At 41.4% G+C, this 20547-nt stretch carries 19 protein-coding genes; 8 read left to right on the forward strand and 11 right to left on the reverse strand.

Annotated elements, in window-relative coordinates; genetic code table 11:
• Positions 1-71 precede the first annotated feature (71 nt).
• The 3 genes from pflB to J7I80_RS06225 all read right to left on the reverse strand — a co-directional run bounded on the left by pflB (position 72) and on the right by J7I80_RS06225 (position 4836).
• Positions 72-2297: a formate C-acetyltransferase gene (pflB, locus tag J7I80_RS06215; RefSeq protein WP_214736670.1), complete on the reverse strand. Its 2226-nt coding sequence runs from the start codon at positions 2295-2297 to the stop codon at positions 72-74.
• Positions 2298-2714: 417 nt separating this feature from the next.
• Positions 2715-4073 (reverse strand): IS1182 family transposase, encoded by a 1359-nt coding sequence (locus J7I80_RS06220; protein WP_214736673.1) that lies wholly within the window; start codon positions 4071-4073, stop codon positions 2715-2717.
• Between the two features lie 313 nt (positions 4074-4386).
• Entirely contained in the window at positions 4387-4836 is a 450-nt protein-coding gene (locus J7I80_RS06225; protein ID WP_214736675.1) for a cupredoxin domain-containing protein, read from the reverse strand.
• 144 nt (positions 4837-4980) lie between these two features.
• Between J7I80_RS06225 and J7I80_RS06230 the strand changes: the two genes are divergently transcribed.
• From J7I80_RS06230 to J7I80_RS06245, 4 genes are all read left to right on the forward strand, one after another.
• Positions 4981-6174 (forward strand): DHH family phosphoesterase, encoded by a 1194-nt coding sequence (locus J7I80_RS06230; protein ID WP_214736677.1) that lies wholly within the window; start codon positions 4981-4983, stop codon positions 6172-6174.
• A 273-nt stretch (positions 6175-6447) separates the two neighbouring features.
• On the forward strand, positions 6448-7617 hold the full coding sequence (locus J7I80_RS06235) for a D-alanyl-D-alanine carboxypeptidase family protein (RefSeq protein ID WP_251027630.1): 1170 nt from the start codon (positions 6448-6450) through the stop codon (positions 7615-7617).
• Positions 7618-7757: 140 nt separating this feature from the next.
• Complete coding sequence (locus J7I80_RS06240) at positions 7758-9146, forward strand: alkaline phosphatase (protein WP_214736680.1); 1389 nt, start codon at positions 7758-7760, stop codon at positions 9144-9146.
• A 65-nt stretch (positions 9147-9211) separates the two neighbouring features.
• On the forward strand, positions 9212-9865 hold the full coding sequence (locus J7I80_RS06245; protein WP_214736681.1) for a DUF4352 domain-containing protein: 654 nt from the start codon (positions 9212-9214) through the stop codon (positions 9863-9865).
• A gap of 176 nt (positions 9866-10041) precedes the next feature.
• On the opposite strand, the gene modB is transcribed toward J7I80_RS06245, so the two are convergent.
• The 3 genes from modB to J7I80_RS06260 all read right to left on the reverse strand — a co-directional run bounded on the left by modB (position 10042) and on the right by J7I80_RS06260 (position 11914).
• On the reverse strand, positions 10042-10698 hold the full coding sequence (gene modB, locus J7I80_RS06250; RefSeq protein ID WP_214736682.1) for a molybdate ABC transporter permease subunit: 657 nt from the start codon (positions 10696-10698) through the stop codon (positions 10042-10044).
• 5 nt (positions 10699-10703) lie between these two features.
• Positions 10704-11486, reverse strand: coding sequence for a molybdate ABC transporter substrate-binding protein (gene modA, locus J7I80_RS06255; protein ID WP_214736683.1), 783 nt, complete (start codon positions 11484-11486; stop codon positions 10704-10706).
• 176 nt (positions 11487-11662) lie between these two features.
• Positions 11663-11914: a YkuS family protein gene (locus J7I80_RS06260; RefSeq protein ID WP_192471703.1), complete on the reverse strand. Its 252-nt coding sequence runs from the start codon at positions 11912-11914 to the stop codon at positions 11663-11665.
• Positions 11915-12017: 103 nt separating this feature from the next.
• Between J7I80_RS06260 and J7I80_RS06265 the strand changes: the two genes are divergently transcribed.
• Entirely contained in the window at positions 12018-12152 is a 135-nt protein-coding gene (locus tag J7I80_RS06265; RefSeq protein ID WP_192471704.1) for a YuzL family protein, read from the forward strand.
• A 226-nt stretch (positions 12153-12378) separates the two neighbouring features.
• On the opposite strand, the gene J7I80_RS06270 is transcribed toward J7I80_RS06265, so the two are convergent.
• Together J7I80_RS06270 and J7I80_RS06275 are read right to left on the reverse strand one after the other, a co-directional pair.
• A complete protein-coding gene (locus tag J7I80_RS06270) occupies positions 12379-12585 on the reverse strand; it encodes a hypothetical protein (RefSeq protein WP_214736684.1) in 207 nt (68 codons plus the stop codon).
• Positions 12586-12640: 55 nt separating this feature from the next.
• A complete protein-coding gene (locus J7I80_RS06275; RefSeq protein WP_214736686.1) occupies positions 12641-14260 on the reverse strand; it encodes an ABC-F family ATP-binding cassette domain-containing protein in 1620 nt (539 codons plus the stop codon).
• A gap of 304 nt (positions 14261-14564) precedes the next feature.
• On the opposite strand from J7I80_RS06275, the gene J7I80_RS06280 reads away from it, so the two are divergent.
• Entirely contained in the window at positions 14565-14702 is a 138-nt protein-coding gene (locus J7I80_RS06280) for a hypothetical protein (RefSeq protein WP_023627787.1), read from the forward strand.
• Positions 14703-14834: 132 nt separating this feature from the next.
• Here the strand turns inward: J7I80_RS06280 and J7I80_RS06285 are convergent, their stop codons facing one another.
• Entirely contained in the window at positions 14835-15434 is a 600-nt protein-coding gene (locus J7I80_RS06285) for an SCO family protein (protein ID WP_214736688.1), read from the reverse strand.
• Between the two features lie 461 nt (positions 15435-15895).
• Positions 15896-16558: a Crp/Fnr family transcriptional regulator gene (locus J7I80_RS06290; protein ID WP_214736793.1), complete on the reverse strand. Its 663-nt coding sequence runs from the start codon at positions 16556-16558 to the stop codon at positions 15896-15898.
• A 524-nt stretch (positions 16559-17082) separates the two neighbouring features.
• On the opposite strand from J7I80_RS06290, the gene J7I80_RS06295 reads away from it, so the two are divergent.
• Entirely contained in the window at positions 17083-19011 is a 1929-nt protein-coding gene (locus tag J7I80_RS06295) for an endonuclease MutS2 (RefSeq protein ID WP_214736691.1), read from the forward strand.
• 303 nt (positions 19012-19314) lie between these two features.
• Complete coding sequence (locus J7I80_RS06300; RefSeq protein ID WP_214736693.1) at positions 19315-20151, forward strand: formate/nitrite transporter family protein; 837 nt, start codon at positions 19315-19317, stop codon at positions 20149-20151.
• Positions 20152-20331: 180 nt separating this feature from the next.
• Here the strand turns inward: J7I80_RS06300 and J7I80_RS06305 are convergent, their stop codons facing one another.
• Positions 20332-20502 carry a XapX domain-containing protein gene (locus tag J7I80_RS06305; RefSeq protein ID WP_214736695.1) on the reverse strand — a complete coding sequence of 57 codons (171 nt, stop codon included), beginning with the start codon at positions 20500-20502 and terminating at the stop codon, positions 20332-20334.
• Positions 20503-20547 lie beyond the last annotated feature (45 nt).

Raw genomic sequence — 20547 nt, forward strand, 5'->3', positions numbered from 1 at the left:
TTCTCCTTTCATTAAAACAGGAGTTCCCGCCATGGGGAGGGGCAACTCCTGTTTCGGTACGCTTGAATTATTTACATTGTTTCATGGAAAGTACGGTTAATGACATCCAGCTGCTGCTCACGTGTAAGCTTGATGAAGTTGACTGCATATCCAGATACACGGATTGTCAGCTGCGGATATTCTTCAGGATGCTCCATAGCATTTAATAGAGTTTCCCGGTTAAACACGTTTACGTTTAAGTGGTGACCGTCTTTGATCGCATAGCCATCAAGGATGGATACAAGGTTATTTGTACGGCTGTCTTCATCTTTTCCAAGTGCTTTTGGCACGATGGAGAATGTGTTTGAAATTCCGTCCAGTGCATAGCTGTATGGAAGCTTTGCTACAGATGACAGGGAAGCGAGTGTTCCTTTCGTGTCACGTCCATGCATTGGGTTAGCACCTGGAGCGAATGGTTCGCCAGCGCGTCTTCCATCCGGTGTATTACCTGTCTTTTTACCATAAACGACGTTTGAAGTTATCGTTAAGATTGACATAGTATGGACAGAGTTGCGATATGTCGGGTGCTTGCGCAGCTTTGTCATGAAGTTTTTCACGAGTTCAACTGCGATGCTGTCAACATGGTCATCGTTGTTTCCGTATTTAGGGAAATCGCCTTCTGTTTCAAAATCAACGGCAATGCCGTTTTCGTCCCGGATTACTTTTACCTTGGCATGTTTTATTGCACTTAATGAATCCGCTACTACACTTAAGCCAGCGATTCCAGTTGCCATTGTGCGAAGGACTTCTGTATCATGCAGCGCCATTTCAATTCTTTCGTAACTGTATTTATCATGCATGTAGTGGATGACATTAAGAGTATTGATGTAAAGGCCAGCAAGCCATTCCATTACAGTATCGAATTTAGCCATTACTTCTTTATAGTCAAGCACATCGGAAGTGATCGGGCTTAAAGCCGGAGCAACTTGAATTTTAAGCTTTTCATCGACTCCGCCATTGATTGCGTAAAGCAATGCTTTCGCCAGGTTGGCGCGCGCTCCGAAGAACTGCATTTGCTTGCCGATTTCCATCGCTGATACGCAGCATGCAATTCCATAGTCATCGCCATATTCGCAGCGCATCAAATCGTCATTTTCATATTGGATGGAGCTCGTTTTGATTGACATATCCGCACAATACTTCTTGAAGTTCTCAGGCAGGGCAGGTGACCATAACACTGTCAGGTTTGGCTCTGGAGCAGGTCCGAGATTATCAAGTGTATGAAGGAAGCGGAAAGAATTCTTCGTTACAAGCGATTGCCCGTTATGTGCCATACCGCCGATTGATTCAGTTACCCAGGTTGGGTCACCGCTGAATAACTCGTTATAGTCAGGAGTACGTGCAAATTTCACGAGGCGGAGCTTCATGACGAAATGATCCACAACCTCCTGTGCTTCTTTTTCAGTAAGTGTTCCATTTTGCAAGTCTCTTTCAATATAGATATCAAGGAATGTTGCGACACGGCCAAGGCTCATTGCTGCACCATTCTGTTCTTTGATTGCTGCAAGGTATGCGAAGTAGACCCACTGGAAGGCTTCAACTGCATTGGATGCTGGCTTGGAAATATCATAGCCATAGCTCTGGGCAAGCTGCTTCAATTCATTCAGTGAACGGTATTGCTCAGAAATTTCTTCCCTTAGGCGCATTGTGTCCTCAGTCATGACACTGCTTGTCATTCCATGATCTTTCTTCTTTTGCTCCATCAGGAAGTCAACACCATAAAGAGCTACACGGCGGTAGTCGCCAATGATGCGGCCGCGTCCATAAGCATCCGGCAGGCCAGTGATGATTCCTGCTTTACGAGCCTGGAGCATTTCTTTTGTATAAACATCAAATACACCCTGGTTATGCGTTTTACGAAAGTCAGTAAAGATTTTTTCTACTTCTTTATCCAATTCATAACCATATGCCTCGCATGCTGCTTTCGCCATACGAATGCCTCCAAAAGGCTGCATAGAACGTTTAAATGGCTTATCGGTCTGGAAGCCGACGACTTTTTCTTTGCTCTGGTCAAGATAACCAGGTCCATGGGATGTAATGGTGGATACAACTTTGGTATCCATATCAAGAACACCACCATTGTCTCGTTCCTGCTTTGTCAATTCCATTACCTGCTGCCATAATTGAAGCGTTTCCTCAGTTGCACCTTCAAGGAAGCTTGAATCACCGGTATATTCAGAGAAGTTTTTTAGAATAAAGTCCCTAACATTGATATCTTCCTGCCAAGCACCATTTTTAAAGCCTTTCCATTGTTCCATTTAAATTCACCTCTAAAGTAGATGTTTATATAACAGTTGCTACACTTTTATCATACTACGGATATAACAGATTGAGTGTGACATATTTGTGAAATTATGAACAATACAATATTGGTATACGTTTTTCTCTTTTATCTGGATCTAAAATAAAATACTGTTATATAATTGTGTGGATATTTTCTGGCGCTGTTATATAAAAAAATCTTTATAGCTATAATTCTATCAGGAAACTTAGTACCGTGTTTATAGTGTTATGTATGTTTTGTGTCAATTTCAGAAGTGTAACCAAAAAAAAAACAGGATGCAATATCCTGTTCCAGTTTGTCGACAAAAGGGGTTCGGAATGTTCTCATTCCGAACCCCTTTTGGGATTTCATCTGATTTTTCAAAGGAAAATAAACTCTCTTCGCTATACTTTTAGGCCATTACTGGACTTCTCCAAGTCCAGTTGGCTATCTTCTTCAGGTTTAGGGCAGCGAAAGTAAGCATCGCCTGCATCGACAATTTTTTAAGTCCCCTCAGGGTTGTCCAACGCATGCCATGCTTTTCTTTTGCATCTGCGAATACGCGCTCTATGGTTTCTTTGCGCTTCGCATAGATTTCTTTTACTTCTTGCTTATGCCTCAAGTGGTCCGCTTCTTCCACATACTCCTGCCAGATATGGCGTGTTACCACCTTTTGGTGGTCTTTGCTTTCAGTACATTGCGCTAAAAACGGGCAGGTTGCACAGATGTTTTTTGGGGATTTATATTCACGATATCCCTCTTTTGTGGTGGTCGAATACTTCAGGATCTCACCGGCAGGACACAAATAACAGTCGTAGAATTCGTCATATACATAGTCATATTTGCGAAAAAAGCCATCCTTCGTCCGCGGTCTGGTATAAGGCAGAGCTGGGGTCATTTCGTTTTCTATCAGAAACTTCGTAATAGCTGGAGTTTTATAGGCTGCGTCGGCCGCAACGCCATTAGGCTTTCCTACTTTCTCTATCACTTGTTCTACCAGTGGCTCAAGGATCAGGCTGTCATGCGTATTTCCAGGTGTCACAATTGTCCCCAGGACAAATCCGTTACGGTCTGATGCGGCATGAAAGGAGTAGGCAAACTGTTTTGTCCGCTCGTCCTTGACGTAGTAACCACTCTCCGGATCGGTCGTGCTTTCCTTGATTTCTTTCGATTCTTCCTTGTCGAACTTATCAGGAGGAAAAGGCTTCTTCCCATGGTCTTCCCGATCCTGATTGATTTCTTCCTGGAGTTTCTCTTGATACGCCCGTGTTTCCTTTCGAACCACTTTCTTCTCAAATTTATGCTTATTCGCACTGGCTTTTACGTGAGTTGAATCAATAAAGACGTGTTCGGCACTGATGAGTTTCTTTTCAGCTGCAGTCTTAAGGATTCGATAGAAAATCTGCTCAAACAAATCGGTTTCTTTAAAACGGCGTTCGTAATTCTTCCCGAAGGTGGAGAAGTGAGGCACTTTATCATGGAATCCATAACCTAAGAACCAGCGATAGGCCATATTCGTTTCTACTTCGGCAATAGTCTGCCGCATGGAACGGATGCCAAAGGTATATTGAATGAAGGTGAGTTTTATTAAAATCACAGGGTCAATGCTTGGGCGACCAACTTCCGAATACACATCCTTCACCAAGTCGTAAATGAAAGAAAAATCAAGGGCTGCTTCCATCTTGCGGACTAAATGTTCCGGAGGAACAAGCTGGTCTAAAGCAACCATTTCTAATTGGTCTCGTTGGATTGGATTGTTCTTCGTAAGCATCATTATCACCTCAAGCGTTATATGTATCTATTTTAAAATAGACTACGTTGTAGTTCCACGCTAAATTTAGAAGTCCTGTTGATTGGAGTGGAAGGCGCGTAGACTCCTGCGGGATCAGCTGGACAGGTGAGACCCCGCAGACGCCAACGGCGGCGAGGAGGCTCACCGCCGGCCCCGCGGAAAGCGAAGCGCCTGGAACGGAAATCAACAGCCCCCAATTTTCCACCAAACAAAAAGACTGTAGACAAGCTCGATTTCCATCGAGTTTGTCTACAGTCTGAAACAGGATGCAATATCCTGTTCTCCTTTTGGATTAATCGACGACGATATAGGCGATCATGGGTCCGTTATGCTCAGCTGAAGGATGAGTCAGACAAATGAGCCTGTATGTCCCTTCTTTTTCAAATTGTAAAGGGACGACTGTTTCTTCCCCTTTTTTCACTACGCCTTTAATATCGGTTCCTTCAATGATGAAGGGATGTTCTTTTCCGTTGACCCCCAGGATCTTCAAACGAACCTTTTCCCCTTTTTCCAAAAAGATTGTTCCTGGGTCCCATCGGTATGCTTCAATTTCCTTGCCATCATCTGTAGTAGATTTGAACTCGCCTGTCACCATATGAATTTCGCGGATTTGTTCATTCTGTCCGCCAATTGCCGGAGTGGCATCAGGCTTTAGGCTCAACCATAGGGTACCGACGATGGCAATAAATACGATTAGTCCAAAAAAATATAATGTTCTTCTTTTAAACACAAAGAAATGCATGTTTTCACCTCCTTACTATCCTCTTTAAATATCTATGCTCGTCCCCTTGCTGAACTTGTCTATTTTTTTTGAATTTCTCTTGTATAGATTAACTGGGCAACAACAAACTATAGATTAGATTAGATACAAACCAAGGAGGAAAGTATGTACCGTTTATTTACGCATAATGACTTAGATGGAGTGGCATGCGGGATTTTATTCAGGCTTGCGTTCGGTGAAAAAGCCGATGTCCGTTATAATTCTGTCTCTGGACTTAACTTCCAGGTGGAGAAATATTTTGACAGAATGAATGATCGCATGAAAAAGGAGGACCACCTTTACATAACCGATTTATCTGTTAACCATGAGAACACTGAAAAAATCAATCAGTTTGTTAATGAAGGTGGAAAGGCAAAGCTGATTGACCACCATAAAACTGCAATGCATTTTAATGAATACAGCTGGGGCAGGGTAAAAGTGGAGGATGAATCCGGGACGCTGACTAGCGCAGCATCACTCGTATATGACTATTTAGTCCAGGAAAACCATCTAGTTAAAAATGGATCTCTAGATGAGTTTGTTGAGCTTGTCAGGCAATATGATACCTGGGACTGGGACATCCTTAAGAATTATAAAGCAAAGAATTTGAACGACCTGTTTTTTATGGTTTCGATAGAAGAATTTGAAGAGCGGATGGTACCTCGTCTGACATCTGGAGATCGTTTTGATTATGATGATTTTGAAAAAAAACTGCTTGAGATGGAAGAGGATAAAATAGAGCGATACATCAGGAGGAAAAAACGCGAAATTATCCAAATTGAAACAGATGGTTTATTTGGAGGTGTCGTTCACGCGGAATCCTATCATTCGGAATTGGGGAACGAGCTTGGCAAGGAATATCCACATTTGGATTATATAGCGATTTTGAATTTAGGCGGAAAGAAAATAAGCTTCAGGACAATCCATGATGACGTGGATGTCTCTGCTGTCGCGGGCGAATTTGGCGGGGGCGGACACGCTAAAGCATCTGGATGCTCCATGAACAAAGAGGCATATAATCGCTATATTGAGCAGGCTTTTCCGCTGGATCCAATCAAGCCGGACGCCTTTAGAAATACTTATAATTTAAAGGACAACAAAAATGGATGTCTATATGAAAATCGCGACCGTGACTTTTATCTGATTTATACGGATGGTACCCGATATTTCGTTCAACAGGAGAGTAAGGAACGGCACGGACCCTTTGACGCTTTTGAATTAGCTGAACGATTTGTAAAAAGGGAGTATGGAGCCGCTCTAGCCAGGGATGACGTCTATATTTCCTATCTGGAAAATATCGTTTTCAACGGAGGCAATTGAGGGAGAACTCAGTCAATGGTAATGAATTATAGTTACAATTAGGTCACCGATAAATTTTATTGGTGACCTGTTTTTTCAGGGGGAGGTATTTCCTGAAAATCTTCCATTCCTCTGCCCCAGTAAGCCACTGGTAAAAAGAAGAAGGCCCGGAGTTTTTTACGTTTACAATCTTTTCAGTTTATTCCATTTTAATTAAAAAATAATAACACTAAACATCTTTCGACAGGATTCTGCTAAAATAAGGGGAGAGATTAGGATACTGGAAGTGGTATGATGAGGAAGTTTTTGGCCCTGTTTATGTTGTTATTAATGAGCGTGTATCTTTCTGCCGGAATAGTTAATGCAGAGGCAGATGATCCTGTTTTAACTTCTGAAGCCGCCGTTTTGATGGACACGGAGACGGGTGCGGTATTATTCGGGAAAAATGAAGAAACAAAGATGTATCCTGCGAGCTTGACGAAGATTGCTACGGCCATCTATGCAATGGAAACAGCCGATCTTGATGAGCTAGTCATAGTAAGTGAGGAAATAGAGAATATCGATGGAACAAGGGTTTATCTCAACCCGGGAGAACAGGTTTCATTAAGAAAGCTGATCCAGGGTATGCTTATTAATTCAGGAAATGACGCTGCATTGGCGATTGCCATCCATCTGGATGGATCGACGGAGAGCTATTCAAAAAAGATTAATCAGTTCCTGGAGACAAATATCGGGGTAGAGGATACTCATTTTGTCAACCCACATGGTTTGTTCGATGAAAATCATTATACAACAGCCAGGGACCTTGGCTTAATCTTAAACTATGCGATGAACAATCAGGATTTTCGGGAGATTTTTGGCACTAAGCAAGTGGATTGGGATGGTGAGTCATGGGATACAACCATTCACTCCCACCATCGTATGCTAAAAGGTGAAATACCATATGAAGGAATAACAGGGGGTAAGACAGGCTTTGTAGACCAGTCAAAACAAACGCTTGCCACCACAGCTGATAACGGCCAGTTGAAATTGACGGCCATCCTGCTGAAATCAGAATACAAACGGAAAATCTATGAGGATACTGCCAAGTTATTCGACTATGGTTTCGCTGCTTTTAAGTCCTCTCAAATCAAAAAAGGGGAAACTTTCGCAAGTGGTAATCTGAAGTTCAAAGCAAGTGAAAATCTCCTTTTTACTGAACCGGTTGAAAATGGCAAGAGAGTCGTGGACAAAGATGGAATTTTAAAGATTTATAATAAGGGTGGGGAAATAATCCAGTCTATCGAACTTAAACCCCTGATTGGAAAAAAACCTGAAGTGAAAAAGGAGGCCGCACCAGAGCCGGAACAAAGCGGAGTGCTTTCTGTCAATACCTTAATAGCAGTAGTAGTGCTAGTGGCGGCCGCTGGAGTGTGGATGGCCAATCGAAAACAAAAAAAGAGCAGAAGGTTTCGAAGCAGGTGAGCAATCACCTGCTTTTTTATTTTCTCAAGTGAGAGGGCTTTAACAAAAACTCAATGTTTTTTTACATTCAATTAATAAGAGATTAATAGATTCCCATTATATTAAAAGGCGTAGTAAATAACTTTTCTGGAGGTCTTGACATGATTAAAGCAAATTTTAAAAAGAAGATTCTTCCGATTGCTGTTCTTTCAACTGTAGCGTTCGGAAGCTTAGCAGGTACTTTCAACGCAGATGCGAAAAATGAGGCAAAAGAGAACTCTGCGAAAATCAAGAATGTTATTTTCTTGATTGGTGATGGGATGGGAGTTTCCTATACTTCAGCATACCGCTACTTGAAGGACAATCCTGAAACAGTAGAAGCTGAGAAGACTGAATTTGACAAATACCTAGTAGGCAGCCAGATGACTTATCCAGAAGATCCCGAACAAAACGTAACTGATTCCGCTTCAGCTGCAACAGCGATGTCAGCAGGGATTAAAACTTACAATAATGCAATTGCAGTAGACAATGACGGAACAGAAGTAAAGACAGTTTTGGAAGCTGCCAAGGAAAACGGCAAAGCTACAGGCCTTGTAGCTACTTCTGAAATTACGCATGCCACCCCAGCTTCTTTTGGAGCACATGATGAAAGCCGAAAGAATATGAATGCGATTGCTGATGATTATTATGATGAATTGGTTAATGGCGAGCATAAAATCGATGTAATGCTTGGCGGGGGATTAAGTAACTTTGTTCGTAATGACAGGAACCTTGCAAAGGAATTCCAGAAAGATGGCTTTAGCTATGTAACGAATAAGCAGGACTTGCTAAATAACAAAAACGAAAAGGTACTTGGCCTATTTGCACCAGGTGGAATGGACAAGATGATCGATCGCAATCAAGAAACTCCATCCCTTGAAGAAATGACAAAATCAGCAATACAGCACCTGAATAAGGATAAGGATGGTTTCTTCCTGATGGTAGAAGGCAGCCAGGTCGACTGGGCTGGACATGACAACGATATTGTTGCTGCCATGAGCGAAATGGAAGATTTCGAGAAGGCATACAAAGCAGCTATCGAATTTGCCAAGAAAGACAAACACACATTAGTTGTGGCGACTGCTGACCATTCAACTGGCGGATATTCAATTGGTGCAGATGGAATCTATAACTGGTTTGGAGCGCCAATCAAAGCTGCAAAACGCACGCCGGATTTCATGGCTGCCGAAATTGCTAACGGTGCTGATGCAGAACAAACATTAAAGAAATATATTGACTTTAAATCTGTCGGTCTTCCTGAGTTGACTGCGGAAGAAATTCAGTCCGTAAAAGACGCAACTCAAACAAAGAAAGCCAGAGACATTGACAACGCTATTGAACAGATCTTCGATAAACGTTCCCACACTGGCTGGACAACAGGCGGACACACTGGTGAAGATGTACCTGTATATGCATTCGGTCCTGGGAAAGAGCGCTTCTACGGCCAGATTGACAATACTGACAATGCGAAAAACATTTTTGATATCCTTGCAAATGGCAAAAGAAAGTAATGAATTTGAAAATCTCCCGCGGAACCCCGGATCTGCGGGAGATTTACTGAAAAGGGGTTTTCAAAATGAAAAAACATTTGCAGTTGATGCTGGCTGTTTCACTGCTGACAGGCTGTTCATTGGCACAGGCTGATTCAAATGAAGAGAAGAATCCTGTTGAAGCTGTTGCAGAGAAACCAATGAAGAAAAATACTGAAGTGTACGTACCGAATCCACAAGTTACGGATGACAGGGAACTGACTAAAGCAGGGGAATCTTTGATTGACGTTAAAGGAGAATTAACACTTAAGGCGGTAAAAGAAGTCAATAAAACATTCAATCATAATGGGATTGAATATAAGGTTAAAGATATTAAGTTGATGCACTTTATTCCTGATTACAGCCTGATCGATTTCTTCCATCCGTATACACATGATGAAGAATTTGATTTTGTGAAAATTGGCGTAGAAGTAAAAAATCATTCCAGTGGAAGCTATCATTTTGGGCCTGTGGCAATGGTTAATATCAATGATAGTATCCACAAGACATGGGAAGACGATTTTTACTTGGAAGAATTACATGGAGAGATTTTATCAGGACAAAAGAAGCAAGGGAATCTCGGGTTTATCGTGGAGGAGCTTGAAAACCTTGAGAAAGTGGAAATCCTCTCAGGCGACCTGGTTGATAAGGACAAAAAGAAAATCGGCGAACCTATTAACCTCGTTGTAACCTTTGATTAGAGGGTTAATAGTTTGTAATATAACCTTTTTTTCAAAATATACCACTTTATAGTCTAATAGAATGCAAAGAAGCCATGGTAGGTCCATGGCTTTTTCTATACGATTTGAAGGGGTTGGAAACTTTTCAATCAGGGGGTATATCTATTCGTTAACCCAGCGTTATAGGTATGCATCATTTATTGTTTTAATAATGAAGTCGAAAGGAGCATAAGGAACGATATTCCCACCATGGCAATTACCCATAGCCAGGCTGTCTGCATATTTCCAGACTCAAGCGCTACATAGATTGCTGTTGGGGCGGTCTGAGTCTTCCCGGGCAAGTTTCCGGCAAACATAAGGGTTGCGCCGAATTCCCCAAGGGCCCTGGCAAAGCTTAAAATTAGCCCGGTAATCAATGTTTTTGCTGATAGGGGCAGAGTAACATATAAAAAAACCTTCCACTCATTTGCTCCATCTACTCTCGCTGCTTCCTCTGATCCAGGATCAATTGACAGAAATCCTGTCTTGGCTGATTGATACATCAATGGAAACGCAACGACAGATGCAGCAATAACTGCTGCCCACCAGCTAAAGATAAGGGGACTGCCAAAAACATGTTCAATAAATCTTCCGATTGGACTATTTATGCCAAAGACGACAATCAATAGAAATCCCACTACAGTAGGAGGGAGTACTAAAGGCAATGTCAACAGGGTCTCTACAGCTGTTTTGCCAATGAAACGCCTTCTTGCCATAAATCTTGCAGCAAATATGCCAAATAAGAACACGAATACTACCGACACTGAAGCAACCTCTAGGGAAAGTTTAATCGGACTCCAGAAATCACTGCTCATAAAAATCATTCCAATGCTGCTTTAAAGCCATATTTTTTAAAAATGTTCATTGCTTCTTGTCCATTTAGGAAGTTGAAAAAGTCGATGGACTCATTAGGATGCTCAGTCCCTGCCACTACACCAACCGGATAAACAATAGGATCGTGAAGTGCTTTTCCATTCAAAGGGATAATCCTGATTTTATCGGAAATCAGTGCATCTGTTTTATAAACAAAGCCAGCATCGACATTACCTGTTTCAACATAGGAAAGAACCTGGCGTACGTCCTTAGCAGGAATAACTTTTTGCTCAAGCTTTTCCCATAATTGCAACGATAGCAATGCTTGTTTGGTATACATGCCGGCAGGCACAGATTCGGCAGTGCCCATGGCAATTCTTTCAATATTAGCGCTAGTCAGCGCTTCAGCTGAGTCGATTTCCTTGTTTTCTTTCTGTGTGATCATTACAAGTTCGTTTCTGAGCAGTTTAACGCTGTGTTGCTGATCTATAAGCTTTTTGGAAAGTAAGGAATCGAATTTATCCTCAGCCGCGGAAATAAATAAGTCTACTGGGGCACCCTGGGAGATTTGCTGTTGCAGGGAACCGGATCCGCCAAAATTGAAGACAATATTAATTCCCGGATTCTGTTCCATATATAGTTGCCCAGCTTCTTCCATGACTTCCCGGAGACTTGCTGCGGCAGAGATAGTCAGCTCCGTTTTCCTTGACTCACTGTCATCTGTACATCCTGAAATGTAGAGTGAGAGGGCTGTGAGAAGAACAATATGTAATTTCCTCAATCCTGACATCCTTTCAAACAGTCCTTTTTAAACATATACAATAGATATAACTGATTATATCGAAATTAGATTGATCCTACATACAGAAAATATCACAAGTTAGTGAAAATATCATGAATCAGGTGCAGGAAAAGAAAAATAGGGGGGGAAAAGAAAAAACTGCCTGGCCGGCAGTTTCATAAGTATTATTGATTCTGTCCAGTTTTTTGATCAATCTGCCTGCAAACCTCATCTGCGGAAAGTCCGTTTGCCTCAATGACTGATCCTTGTGTTGAAACATCCTGCATCCCCATGACGTTTGAGTCTATTCCAGTTACAACACAGCAGTCACAGCCTTGTGCATCAGCTTCTGAGCGTAACTCGACGACATCATGGCCTCTTTCACGCAAGGCTTCAGAAATATTCGTTAGTGATTGTTCTACACCTACTCTTGCCATCAATAACACCTCCTCACTAATCTAAGTTGTCCGTCAGCAGTATAAAATATTCTTTTCGCAAGACAATATTAAAGAAGACTATTTGTAAAGTGGAGGGGTATTTATGAGCAATAAAAGAAAAAAGGATCCATCGACAATAGGGTTGAATTCATCCCAGGTTGAAGGACAGGGGACAACGGTGAGTGAAACAGGCAGCAGAACCGCTGCTTCTTCAAGAAAGAAACAGAAAAAAGATTAAGAAAGTTAATAAGATCCAAGCTTTAAACAGAGAAACCCTCGGGGATATTCCCGAGGGTTTTTGTGATTATCCAGGAAATTATAAAAGCATTTAGGTTTGGATAACTACAAGTAGTTGTCTTAATCCAGTTCCAGCGCCTAACCCCTCGAGACGCTTGTCTAGCTGCGGCTCCTAACTCCTCGAGACGTTTCGGTCCTGACAATGAAGTCAAAGAGCGACTTCACTGTCAGGACCTCCAACGCTTGTCGGAGTTGGGCAGTCGCCTCCGCTTTTCCAATTGTCCAGTGTCGCCTCCTAGAAACTCCGAAACTTCAACACCTCCGACAGAAGCAAAAAACGCTTCTTTGTCGGCGTCTCCAGTTTCTGTGTTTCTGGACAGTCGGCTATACTCTTCGGTTTCGGTCCTGCCAATGAAGTCAAAGAACGACTTCACTGTCTGGACCTCCAGCGCTTGTCGGGGCTGAACGAGGCGCTTGCGCTTATTGTACTTATGCGTACATTTCAGCAATTTGCTTTTGCAGTTCTTCATTTTCAAGGTATTCATCATAAGTCATCTGCTTATCAATCAACCCTGAAGGAGTGATTTCCATAATCCTGTTCGCCACAGTTTGAACGAACTGGTGGTCATGGGATGAAAAGATCATTGAACCTTTAAAATTGATCATGCCATTATTCAGGGCAGTGATGGATTCAAGATCCAGGTGGTTAGTAGGCTCATCTAATAGAAGGACGTTTGCTCCAGATAGCATCATTTTTGACAGCATGCAGCGTACTTTTTCGCCACCGGAAAGTACACTTGCTTTTTTCAATACATCTTCACCGGAGAAAAGCATACGTCCAAGAAATCCGCGAAGGAAGCTTTCGCTGTCATCCTTTGGTGAGAATTGGCGTAGCCAGTCAACCAGGGTCAGGTCACTGCCTTCAAAGAACTCAGAGTTATCTTTAGGGAAATAGGCCTGGGATGTCGTTACACCCCATTTGAAAGTTCCACTGTCTGGCTCCATTTCACCGGTAAGGATTTTGAACAATGTCGTAATCGCGATTTCGTTTTTTCCAACAAGCGCAATTTTGTCATCTTTGTTCATAATGAAGCTGATATTATCCAAAACCTTTACCCCGTCAATTGTCTTGGTAATTCCGTCAACTCTTAATAAGTCATTCCCTATTTCACGTTCGGGAGTAAATCCAACGTATGGATATTTACGGGATGATGGTTTGATATCATCCAGAGAAATCTTATCAAGCAGTTTTTTACGGGAAGTAGCCTGTTTGGATTTAGATGCGTTTGCACTAAAACGCGCAATGAACGCTTGCAATTCCTTGATTTTCTCTTCTTTTTTGCGATTTGTATCCGACTGCATTCTTAATGCCAGCTGGCTGGATTCATACCAGAAATCATAGTTGCCGACATAAAGCTGGATTTTGCCAAAGTCAAGGTCAGCGATATGGGTACAAACTTTATTCAGGAAGTGACGGTCGTGGGATACAACAATAACTGTATTCTCGAAGTTGATCAAGAATTCTTCCAGCCATTGGATCGCAGCGATATCAAGGTGGTTAGTAGGTTCATCAAGAAGGAGAACATCCGGCTTGCCGAACAGTGCCTGTGCAAGAAGGACCTTCACTTTTTCTCCTCCGCCGATATCAGCCATTTTTTTATCATGAAGCTCTTCGCCGATTCCTAAGCCTTTAAGAAGAATCGCTGCTTCGGATTCTGCTTCCCAGCCATTAAGCTCAGCAAACTCACCTTCAAGCTCGGCGGCCTTCATGCCGTCTTCATCTGTAAAGTCTGCCTTCATGTATATGGCATCTTTTTCCTGCATGACTTCATATAAACGGGCATGTCCCATAATGACGACTTTCAACACTTCCACATCTTCGTACTCAAAGTGGTTCTGCTTCAATACTGCCATACGCTCACCAGGTGTCATGGATACATTTCCTGCTTGCGCTTCAATTTCTCCTGATAAGATTTTAAGGAAAGTTGATTTGCCGGCGCCATTAGCACCAATCAGGCCGTAGCAATTACCCGGTGTGAATTTAATATTAACATCTTCAAAGAGCTTGCGGTCACCATATCTCAAGCCAACATTTTGAACTGTAATCATTTATTTAGTAGCCTCCATTAATATATATCCCAAAGATTATAACATGTTTAAATGCTATGAGCGAATGAATGGAACATTTTTTTGTTGAAAGGTGTTTTTAGAGGGAACAAAATGGGAAAAGGCGAGAGTAGTAACTAAATGAGATAATTTGTTTCTGATTTATCACAATGTTTACGGAGTGTCTATTGGGAAATTTGCGATTATTTTTGATAGCTACTGTCAATTTTTTTGCTCATTTTCACACATATTTCTTATTTTTCATGTAAAATAAGAATAGATAAAGATGGTAAAAGGAGTTTTTGAAATGGCTAAAAAGCAGCTGGTTGATTTTGTTAACCGTCTAAAGGAATCAGGGATAAAAGTCAGCTTCACTAAGCCAAAATCAGAATTTTTCTCCCTGCAAAAAACTGAGAAACATCCCACAACAGTGAATTCGCATTAAGAGATAGACATGCTTATCATTATACAGATTCTGCATTCAAGAAGTATTAAAACAGATATAATGAAAAGTAAACATGTAAGCTAAATAGAACAGCAAAAAAAGCGGTGCATTCAGCCGCTTTTTTTTCGTGGTCTATAACTCATCCATTATTTCATCGAAAACTTCATCTTTATTGAAATCTTCCCCCATCGGGAATTTTTTTATGAATTTATTGTTTTTATCAATCAGGTAAGTAAATGTACTATGGACATAGAAGCCATTCCCTGGATCACGAAACTGGAATTGGAATGTATCGGCAACCTGTTTGATTTTCTTTTGCTCTTCGAGAGTGTTGGCTTGATCACCAGTAAGGAATATCCAATTCCCATCATTTTCAAGTCCGAAATTGTCCATGTATTTTCTTAAAACTTCAGGGGTATCCCGGTAAGGGTCAATTGTAACAGTAACAAACTGAACTTCCTTCCCATATACTCCTTCTTCGATCAAGTCTTTGCGCAGCAGGTTCATTTTTTGTGTGGTCGTTGGGCAGATATCAGGACAATGAGTATAGATGAATTCCACAAGTTTGATGGTCTCTGTTTCTTCTCCAAAAGTGTAGAGTTCTTCATCCATGGTTACGAGCGTGATGTCCTCTGGAATCTGCGCATTGGCATCCCTGATTAGAAAGAATGAAATTCCCGATGTAATGCCTATTAACACAATTAATGAACTGATAAGATAGATTTTTTTCATAACACAATCCTCCCCCTTATTAAGATATAAAAAATATAAGGAAAATCATATGGACATTGTGTGAACTATGTTTAATATGGCACTTTCGAAAAAAATCAGTGAATATTCTTGAAATAAAATGAATGAGATATAATGAATTGTAAAAACATTTTCAATGTCCATGGGAATACAAAGGGGACTAAAACTTGAAAGTTGATAAGATTTTAAAATACATATTATAAATTGCAAGATTGCTCCTGATTAACAAAGCTGGTTTTTATCTTGTAGAGAGGAAAAGCAACATAAGGGTATAGCTTGGCCTGAACGGTACCCTTATGAGGAACGGGAAGACTGCATAAGGGCATAGCTCGCCCCGAACGGTGCCCTTATGAGGAGTGGAAAGGCAGCATAAGGGTATTGTTCGAACCTGATTGTACCCATGCTTGAATCTTTGTGCTTTATGTTGCTTCCATTTTCCGTAATCACTCAATATTGCAATACTCGATTGGACAATTTTCACAGTCGATTTGTTGTTTTAAGTAGTCCAGGTTATGGATGATGATCCTCTTCTTGTGTATGGAGATGATTCCTTCATCACGCAGTTCACCGAGCATGCGGCTGACGCTTTCCCGCGCGGTTCCACAATAGTTAGCTAAATCTTGGTTTGTGATTGGTACATTGATGTGAATGCCATCCTCCTGTTTAGTGCCATAACTATTGCTTAGCCTGATCAATGTTGAATACAACGCTCCTTTTTTACCGTTCAAGACAAGGTCGCGGAATTTAGTTATCGTTCTTCGGATATGGTCATTCATCCACTTAAGGAATTGGTACGCAAGCTGGCTGTTATTGAATAATACTTGTTCCAGATTTTCAATATTTACAGCTGCTGCTTCACCATCTTCAACTACTCGTGCATTGAATAAGTATCTAGGGCCTGCTGTAAAGAGGGTTAGTTCACCTACAATGTCTTTTTTATTACATAATCTTAAATACAATTCTTTTCCCTCGGCGTTCATTTTTGAGATTTGTACCTTGCCGGACAGAATAACATACATCTCCTTTGCTTCCTGCCCCTCGCGGAATAAAAAAGTTCCTTTCTTGAATTTAATGATTTTTTCGGATGCTTTTATTAATTCGCTCATCTCATAAGTTAGGTTAGTTTGATTTTCCTGGCTGGCCACACAATCTCCACCTTTTCCGTCCGTTGTTTAACCCTAATTTAAAATGAAATATAAACAATAGGTCAATAGAGAAAATGTGAACAATCTGTTTTGGACTGGTTGTTTCTAACTTTATAACTTAATTGGATAAATGTGGTTGACTATTCTGGTGTAATCGAAGTATTCTATTGTTGAAGATAATTTTTTTATATTAGGGAGTATGTTTTATGTTAGGTGTCGTTCTTAACTAAACCGTTAATTTCATACGGTCAATCCGGATTTTTTATTAGGCCTGCTATAGGTTTATTTAATTATGCGCTGGATTGAATGTTAAGAACAATGAACATAGTAAAGCATGCTTGATATCCGTAAGCAGAAGCTGTGTACTTGTACACAGCTTTTTCTTTTGGAAAGGAGTGCCCGCAGCCATGTCTGCGAGGTATTTTAGAAGCCGCTGTGGACTTGTTCCATTGCGGCTTTTTTATATTTAAAAGGAGGAAACTAACTTGAACGAACAAACATTTACGGTTCTTGGTTATGACAAAATAAAGGAAGAAATCGCCGGGTTTGCTTTAACGGAATCAGGGCGAATAAAAGCAAGGGATATGCAGCCTTCCACCAATCTGCAGCAGATCACATCATGGCAGGCGGAAGTTTATGAAGCAATTGAAATTCTCAGGATTAGTTCCAGTGTTCCCATCCATGGACTTGAAGGGATGGAAACAGTGCTTAAGGGATTTAACAAAGGAATTCCGCTTCGGACAGAGCAACTGGTGCTGCTGCTTTCCTTCTTGGAGACTTGCAACAAGATTCGCCGTTTTATGAAGGATAAGGAGTATGTCGCTCCCAGAGTTTCTTCGTATGTCCATGGAATCGAAGAACTTCCCGAACTTGCTGCTGAGATACAAAGGTGTATTCGAAACGGGCAGATTGATGATTACGCATCCAGGGAACTATTGAGGGTCCGGAAACAAATAGGAATCCAGGAAGAACGTTTAAAAGAGAGGCTAAACCAGTTGTTGAAATCTGCAAAAATAAAACCATATCTTCAAGAAGCTGTCATCAGCCAAAGAAACGGCAGGTATGTTGTTCCTGTAAAGAAGGAATATCGCGGCAAGGTAAGAGGAGCGGTCCTTGATACATCGGCATCAGGCTCAACCCTTTTTATGGAACCAGAAGAAATTGGCTCATTCCAGGACCAAATGGAATGGCTTTATCTAGATGAGCAAACCGAAGTGGAGAAAGTGCTGTTCGCCTTGACTGGTCTGGCTGAGGAGAAAGAAAAGGAGATCCGGATGGCCATGGAGACGATGGTTCACTATGACTTCCTGTTTGCAAAAGCGAAATATTGCAGGGTTATTGACGCAAAAAAAGTTGCCATTATTGACGACCCAGTCATTTTATTCAATGAAGCGCGCCATCCGCTGCTTGGTGAAAAAGCGGTTCCGTTAAATATTGAAATCGGAACAGATTATCATGCTCTTATCATTACTGGACCGAATACAGGCGGGAAAACCGTTTCCATCAAGACAGCAGGGCTGCTTTCATTAATGGCACAAAGCGGTCTGCTTCTGCCGGTAGACGAGGGGAGCACTGCGGGAATTTTTCATAAAGTCCTTGTCGATATAGGAGATGGGCAAAGCATTGAGCAAAATCTGAGCACTTTCAGTTCCAGGATTGTCAATATAATAGAGATCTTGAAGGAAACCAATGACAAGACGCTTGTCCTCCTTGATGAGCTGGGCTCAGGGACTGATCCGGGTGAAGGGATGGGGCTTGCCACAGCCATTCTTGAGAACCTGAACAATAAGGGAGCGACTATATTTGCGACAACGCACTACAGCGAGATTAAGGACTTCGCTGACAATCATGATGATTTCATGAATGGTTCAATGGAATTTAATCTTGATACACTTAAGCCAACTTATCGTCTGCGGATCGGAAAGGGTGGGGAAAGCCAGGCTTTTGCGATTGCGCTGAAACTGGGCGTTCATCCAAAGCTGCTTGAACGGGCTCATGAAATAACCTACAAAGCAGAGCATGATTACACTTCGTTATTTGCAGATGATCCTGCTGCCTTGAAAGCAAGAGAGCGGCAAATCACTGCAAACAGACATAAAAGACAGAAGCGTTCTAAGGTTTCAAAGAAGCCAGTGGTAAAGTTTGAAATGGGTGATAGTGTTCATGTATTAAACACTGGGGAACTGGGTGTTGTTTATAGGGGACCAGACATTCAGGGGAATTACCTCGTCCGGGTCAGGGAGCGAAAAGTCGAGGTGAATCATAAACGCCTAAAGCTGAACTTGCCTGCGTCAGAGCTTTATCCGGAAGACTATGATTTCAATATTATTTTTGAGTCCAAAGTCCATCGGAAGCTGTTGAATAGAATGGATAAAAAACATATCCAAGAAAGTGTTATGCGTGAAGATACTTGAATCAAACCTGGGAATTTATTTATAGAATTCCGCTAGAGAGCCTTTTTAACAGAAAGGGCTCTTTTAGCGTTTGCAATGCTTGTAAAAGGAAGGATTCTGTCAAACACCTAAGGGATTTCCCCTATTCATTTATAGGGTTAAAAGGCTGTTCTTCATAAAAACGCTCCAAAATGCAAATGAAAACGCTTCGAAAATGGACATAAACAGTTCATGGTGTTATCTATTAACAAACTCTGATTTCGGGTTTAAGATTAATCTATCAGCAAAAATGTGATTTTATTCACAAATAGAGGAGTCTTAATAATGAGTGAACAGCCAATGGAACTAGCCATCAACACTGCATTAAAAAAGAAAGAGTATCTTAGTCAATCAAAGGGTAAATACCTCTTGCGAGCAGCTCTTGCTGGTGTGTATATCGGCTTTGGCCTCATGGTCTCTTACCGGCTGGGTGAATATTTTTTTGATGCTCATTCAGCTGCAACACCTATCGCCAGCTCGATCTTCTTCGGATTGGCACTTGTCCTGATTTTGTACGGCGGCGGAGAACTGTTCACAAGCAACACAATGATGATGACAATCAGCTCTTTGAAAAAAGCAACGACGTGGAAGGATACCATTGAAAACTGGATAGCATGTTATTCCGGAAATTTACTGGGAGCATTTTTCTTTGGCATTCTTGTTATGCTGTCGGGAATATTTTTGTCCCCAGAAAAAACACAGTATATGATGGAAACTGTGAGCATGAAAATGAATACACCGGCTTATCAATTGTTCTTTCGTGCTATCCTGTGCAATTGGCTCGTTTGTCTTGCTGTCTGGGTTCCATTTAGTATAAAAGGAGATGGAGCAAAAATCGGAGTCATAATGCTTTTGGTCTTTGCTTTTGTTGTCTCTGGATTCGAGCACAGTGTAGCAAATATGGTCCTCTTTTCAATCGCGCTTCTCGTACCACATCCTGAAACAATCAGTATTGCCGGCAGTTTGTACAACCTTATGCCTGTGACCTTGGGAAATATAATAGGCGGAGGCTTTTTCGTTGGCACTCTCTATGTATACCTGAATGCCAAAGGGGCAGCGAAAGAGGAGAGCGAATCTGCAAACCGGGCAGTATATGGACAAAATGCATTAAAGCGAATGTAAAAGAATAAAAAATCCGCGGAACTTTCCGTGGATTTTTTGTTTAGGCTTTTCGCTGCATTGGCAGTTCAATTTGAGCAGATCTTTGCAGCCGTATTCCTATTCGCATCGTGGTCTATTCAATAAGTATATGAAGTGCCTGAAGTGAGGATTACAGAAAGAGCCCTCTACATTAGTGACCGATCAACCTTTAAAGGAATTAATAATCCATTCTCCAACAACTCCGCCTAAATAAACTCCGACAATTCCGAGTACACCTGCAAGAACTGGAGGTGCTGGAAGAGGAAGCTTCAGGAATTTAAAAAGGATTCCTACTACTAAACCAGCAACTAAGCTTAAGATGATTTCTTTCATGTTTTTCACCGCCTCTTTTGGCAAGATGGTTAATGAATTATTACA

It is taken from the genome of Bacillus sp. ISL-41 (assembly GCF_018613235.1).
Taxonomy (GTDB): Bacteria; Bacillota; Bacilli; order Bacillales; family Cytobacillaceae; genus Mesobacillus.

Excerpts from the sequence above, each read along its gene's own strand:
- pflB (WP_214736670.1), bottom strand. The coding sequence starts at position 2,297 with ATGGAACAATGGAAAGGCTTTAAAAATGGTGCTTGGCAGGAAGATATC.
- J7I80_RS06220 (WP_214736673.1), bottom strand. The coding sequence starts at position 4,073 with ATGCTTACGAAGAACAATCCAATCCAACGAGACCAATTAGAAATGGTT.
- J7I80_RS06225 (WP_214736675.1), bottom strand. The coding sequence starts at position 4,836 with ATGCATTTCTTTGTGTTTAAAAGAAGAACATTATATTTTTTTGGACTA.
- J7I80_RS06230 (WP_214736677.1), top strand. The coding sequence starts at position 4,981 with ATGTACCGTTTATTTACGCATAATGACTTAGATGGAGTGGCATGCGGG.
- J7I80_RS06235 (WP_251027630.1), top strand. The coding sequence starts at position 6,448 with ATGAGGAAGTTTTTGGCCCTGTTTATGTTGTTATTAATGAGCGTGTAT.
- J7I80_RS06240 (WP_214736680.1), top strand. The coding sequence starts at position 7,758 with ATGATTAAAGCAAATTTTAAAAAGAAGATTCTTCCGATTGCTGTTCTT.
- J7I80_RS06245 (WP_214736681.1), top strand. The coding sequence starts at position 9,212 with ATGAAAAAACATTTGCAGTTGATGCTGGCTGTTTCACTGCTGACAGGC.
- modB (WP_214736682.1), bottom strand. The coding sequence starts at position 10,698 with ATGAGCAGTGATTTCTGGAGTCCGATTAAACTTTCCCTAGAGGTTGCT.
- modA (WP_214736683.1), bottom strand. The coding sequence starts at position 11,486 with ATGTCAGGATTGAGGAAATTACATATTGTTCTTCTCACAGCCCTCTCA.
- J7I80_RS06260 (WP_192471703.1), bottom strand. The coding sequence starts at position 11,914 with ATGGCAAGAGTAGGTGTAGAACAATCACTAACGAATATTTCTGAAGCC.
- J7I80_RS06265 (WP_192471704.1), top strand. The coding sequence starts at position 12,018 with ATGAGCAATAAAAGAAAAAAGGATCCATCGACAATAGGGTTGAATTCA.
- J7I80_RS06275 (WP_214736686.1), bottom strand. The coding sequence starts at position 14,260 with ATGATTACAGTTCAAAATGTTGGCTTGAGATATGGTGACCGCAAGCTC.
- J7I80_RS06280 (WP_023627787.1), top strand. The coding sequence starts at position 14,565 with ATGGCTAAAAAGCAGCTGGTTGATTTTGTTAACCGTCTAAAGGAATCA.
- J7I80_RS06285 (WP_214736688.1), bottom strand. The coding sequence starts at position 15,434 with ATGAAAAAAATCTATCTTATCAGTTCATTAATTGTGTTAATAGGCATT.
- J7I80_RS06290 (WP_214736793.1), bottom strand. The coding sequence starts at position 16,558 with ATGAGCGAATTAATAAAAGCATCCGAAAAAATCATTAAATTCAAGAAA.
- J7I80_RS06300 (WP_214736693.1), top strand. The coding sequence starts at position 19,315 with ATGAGTGAACAGCCAATGGAACTAGCCATCAACACTGCATTAAAAAAG.
- J7I80_RS06305 (WP_214736695.1), bottom strand. The coding sequence starts at position 20,502 with ATGAAAGAAATCATCTTAAGCTTAGTTGCTGGTTTAGTAGTAGGAATC.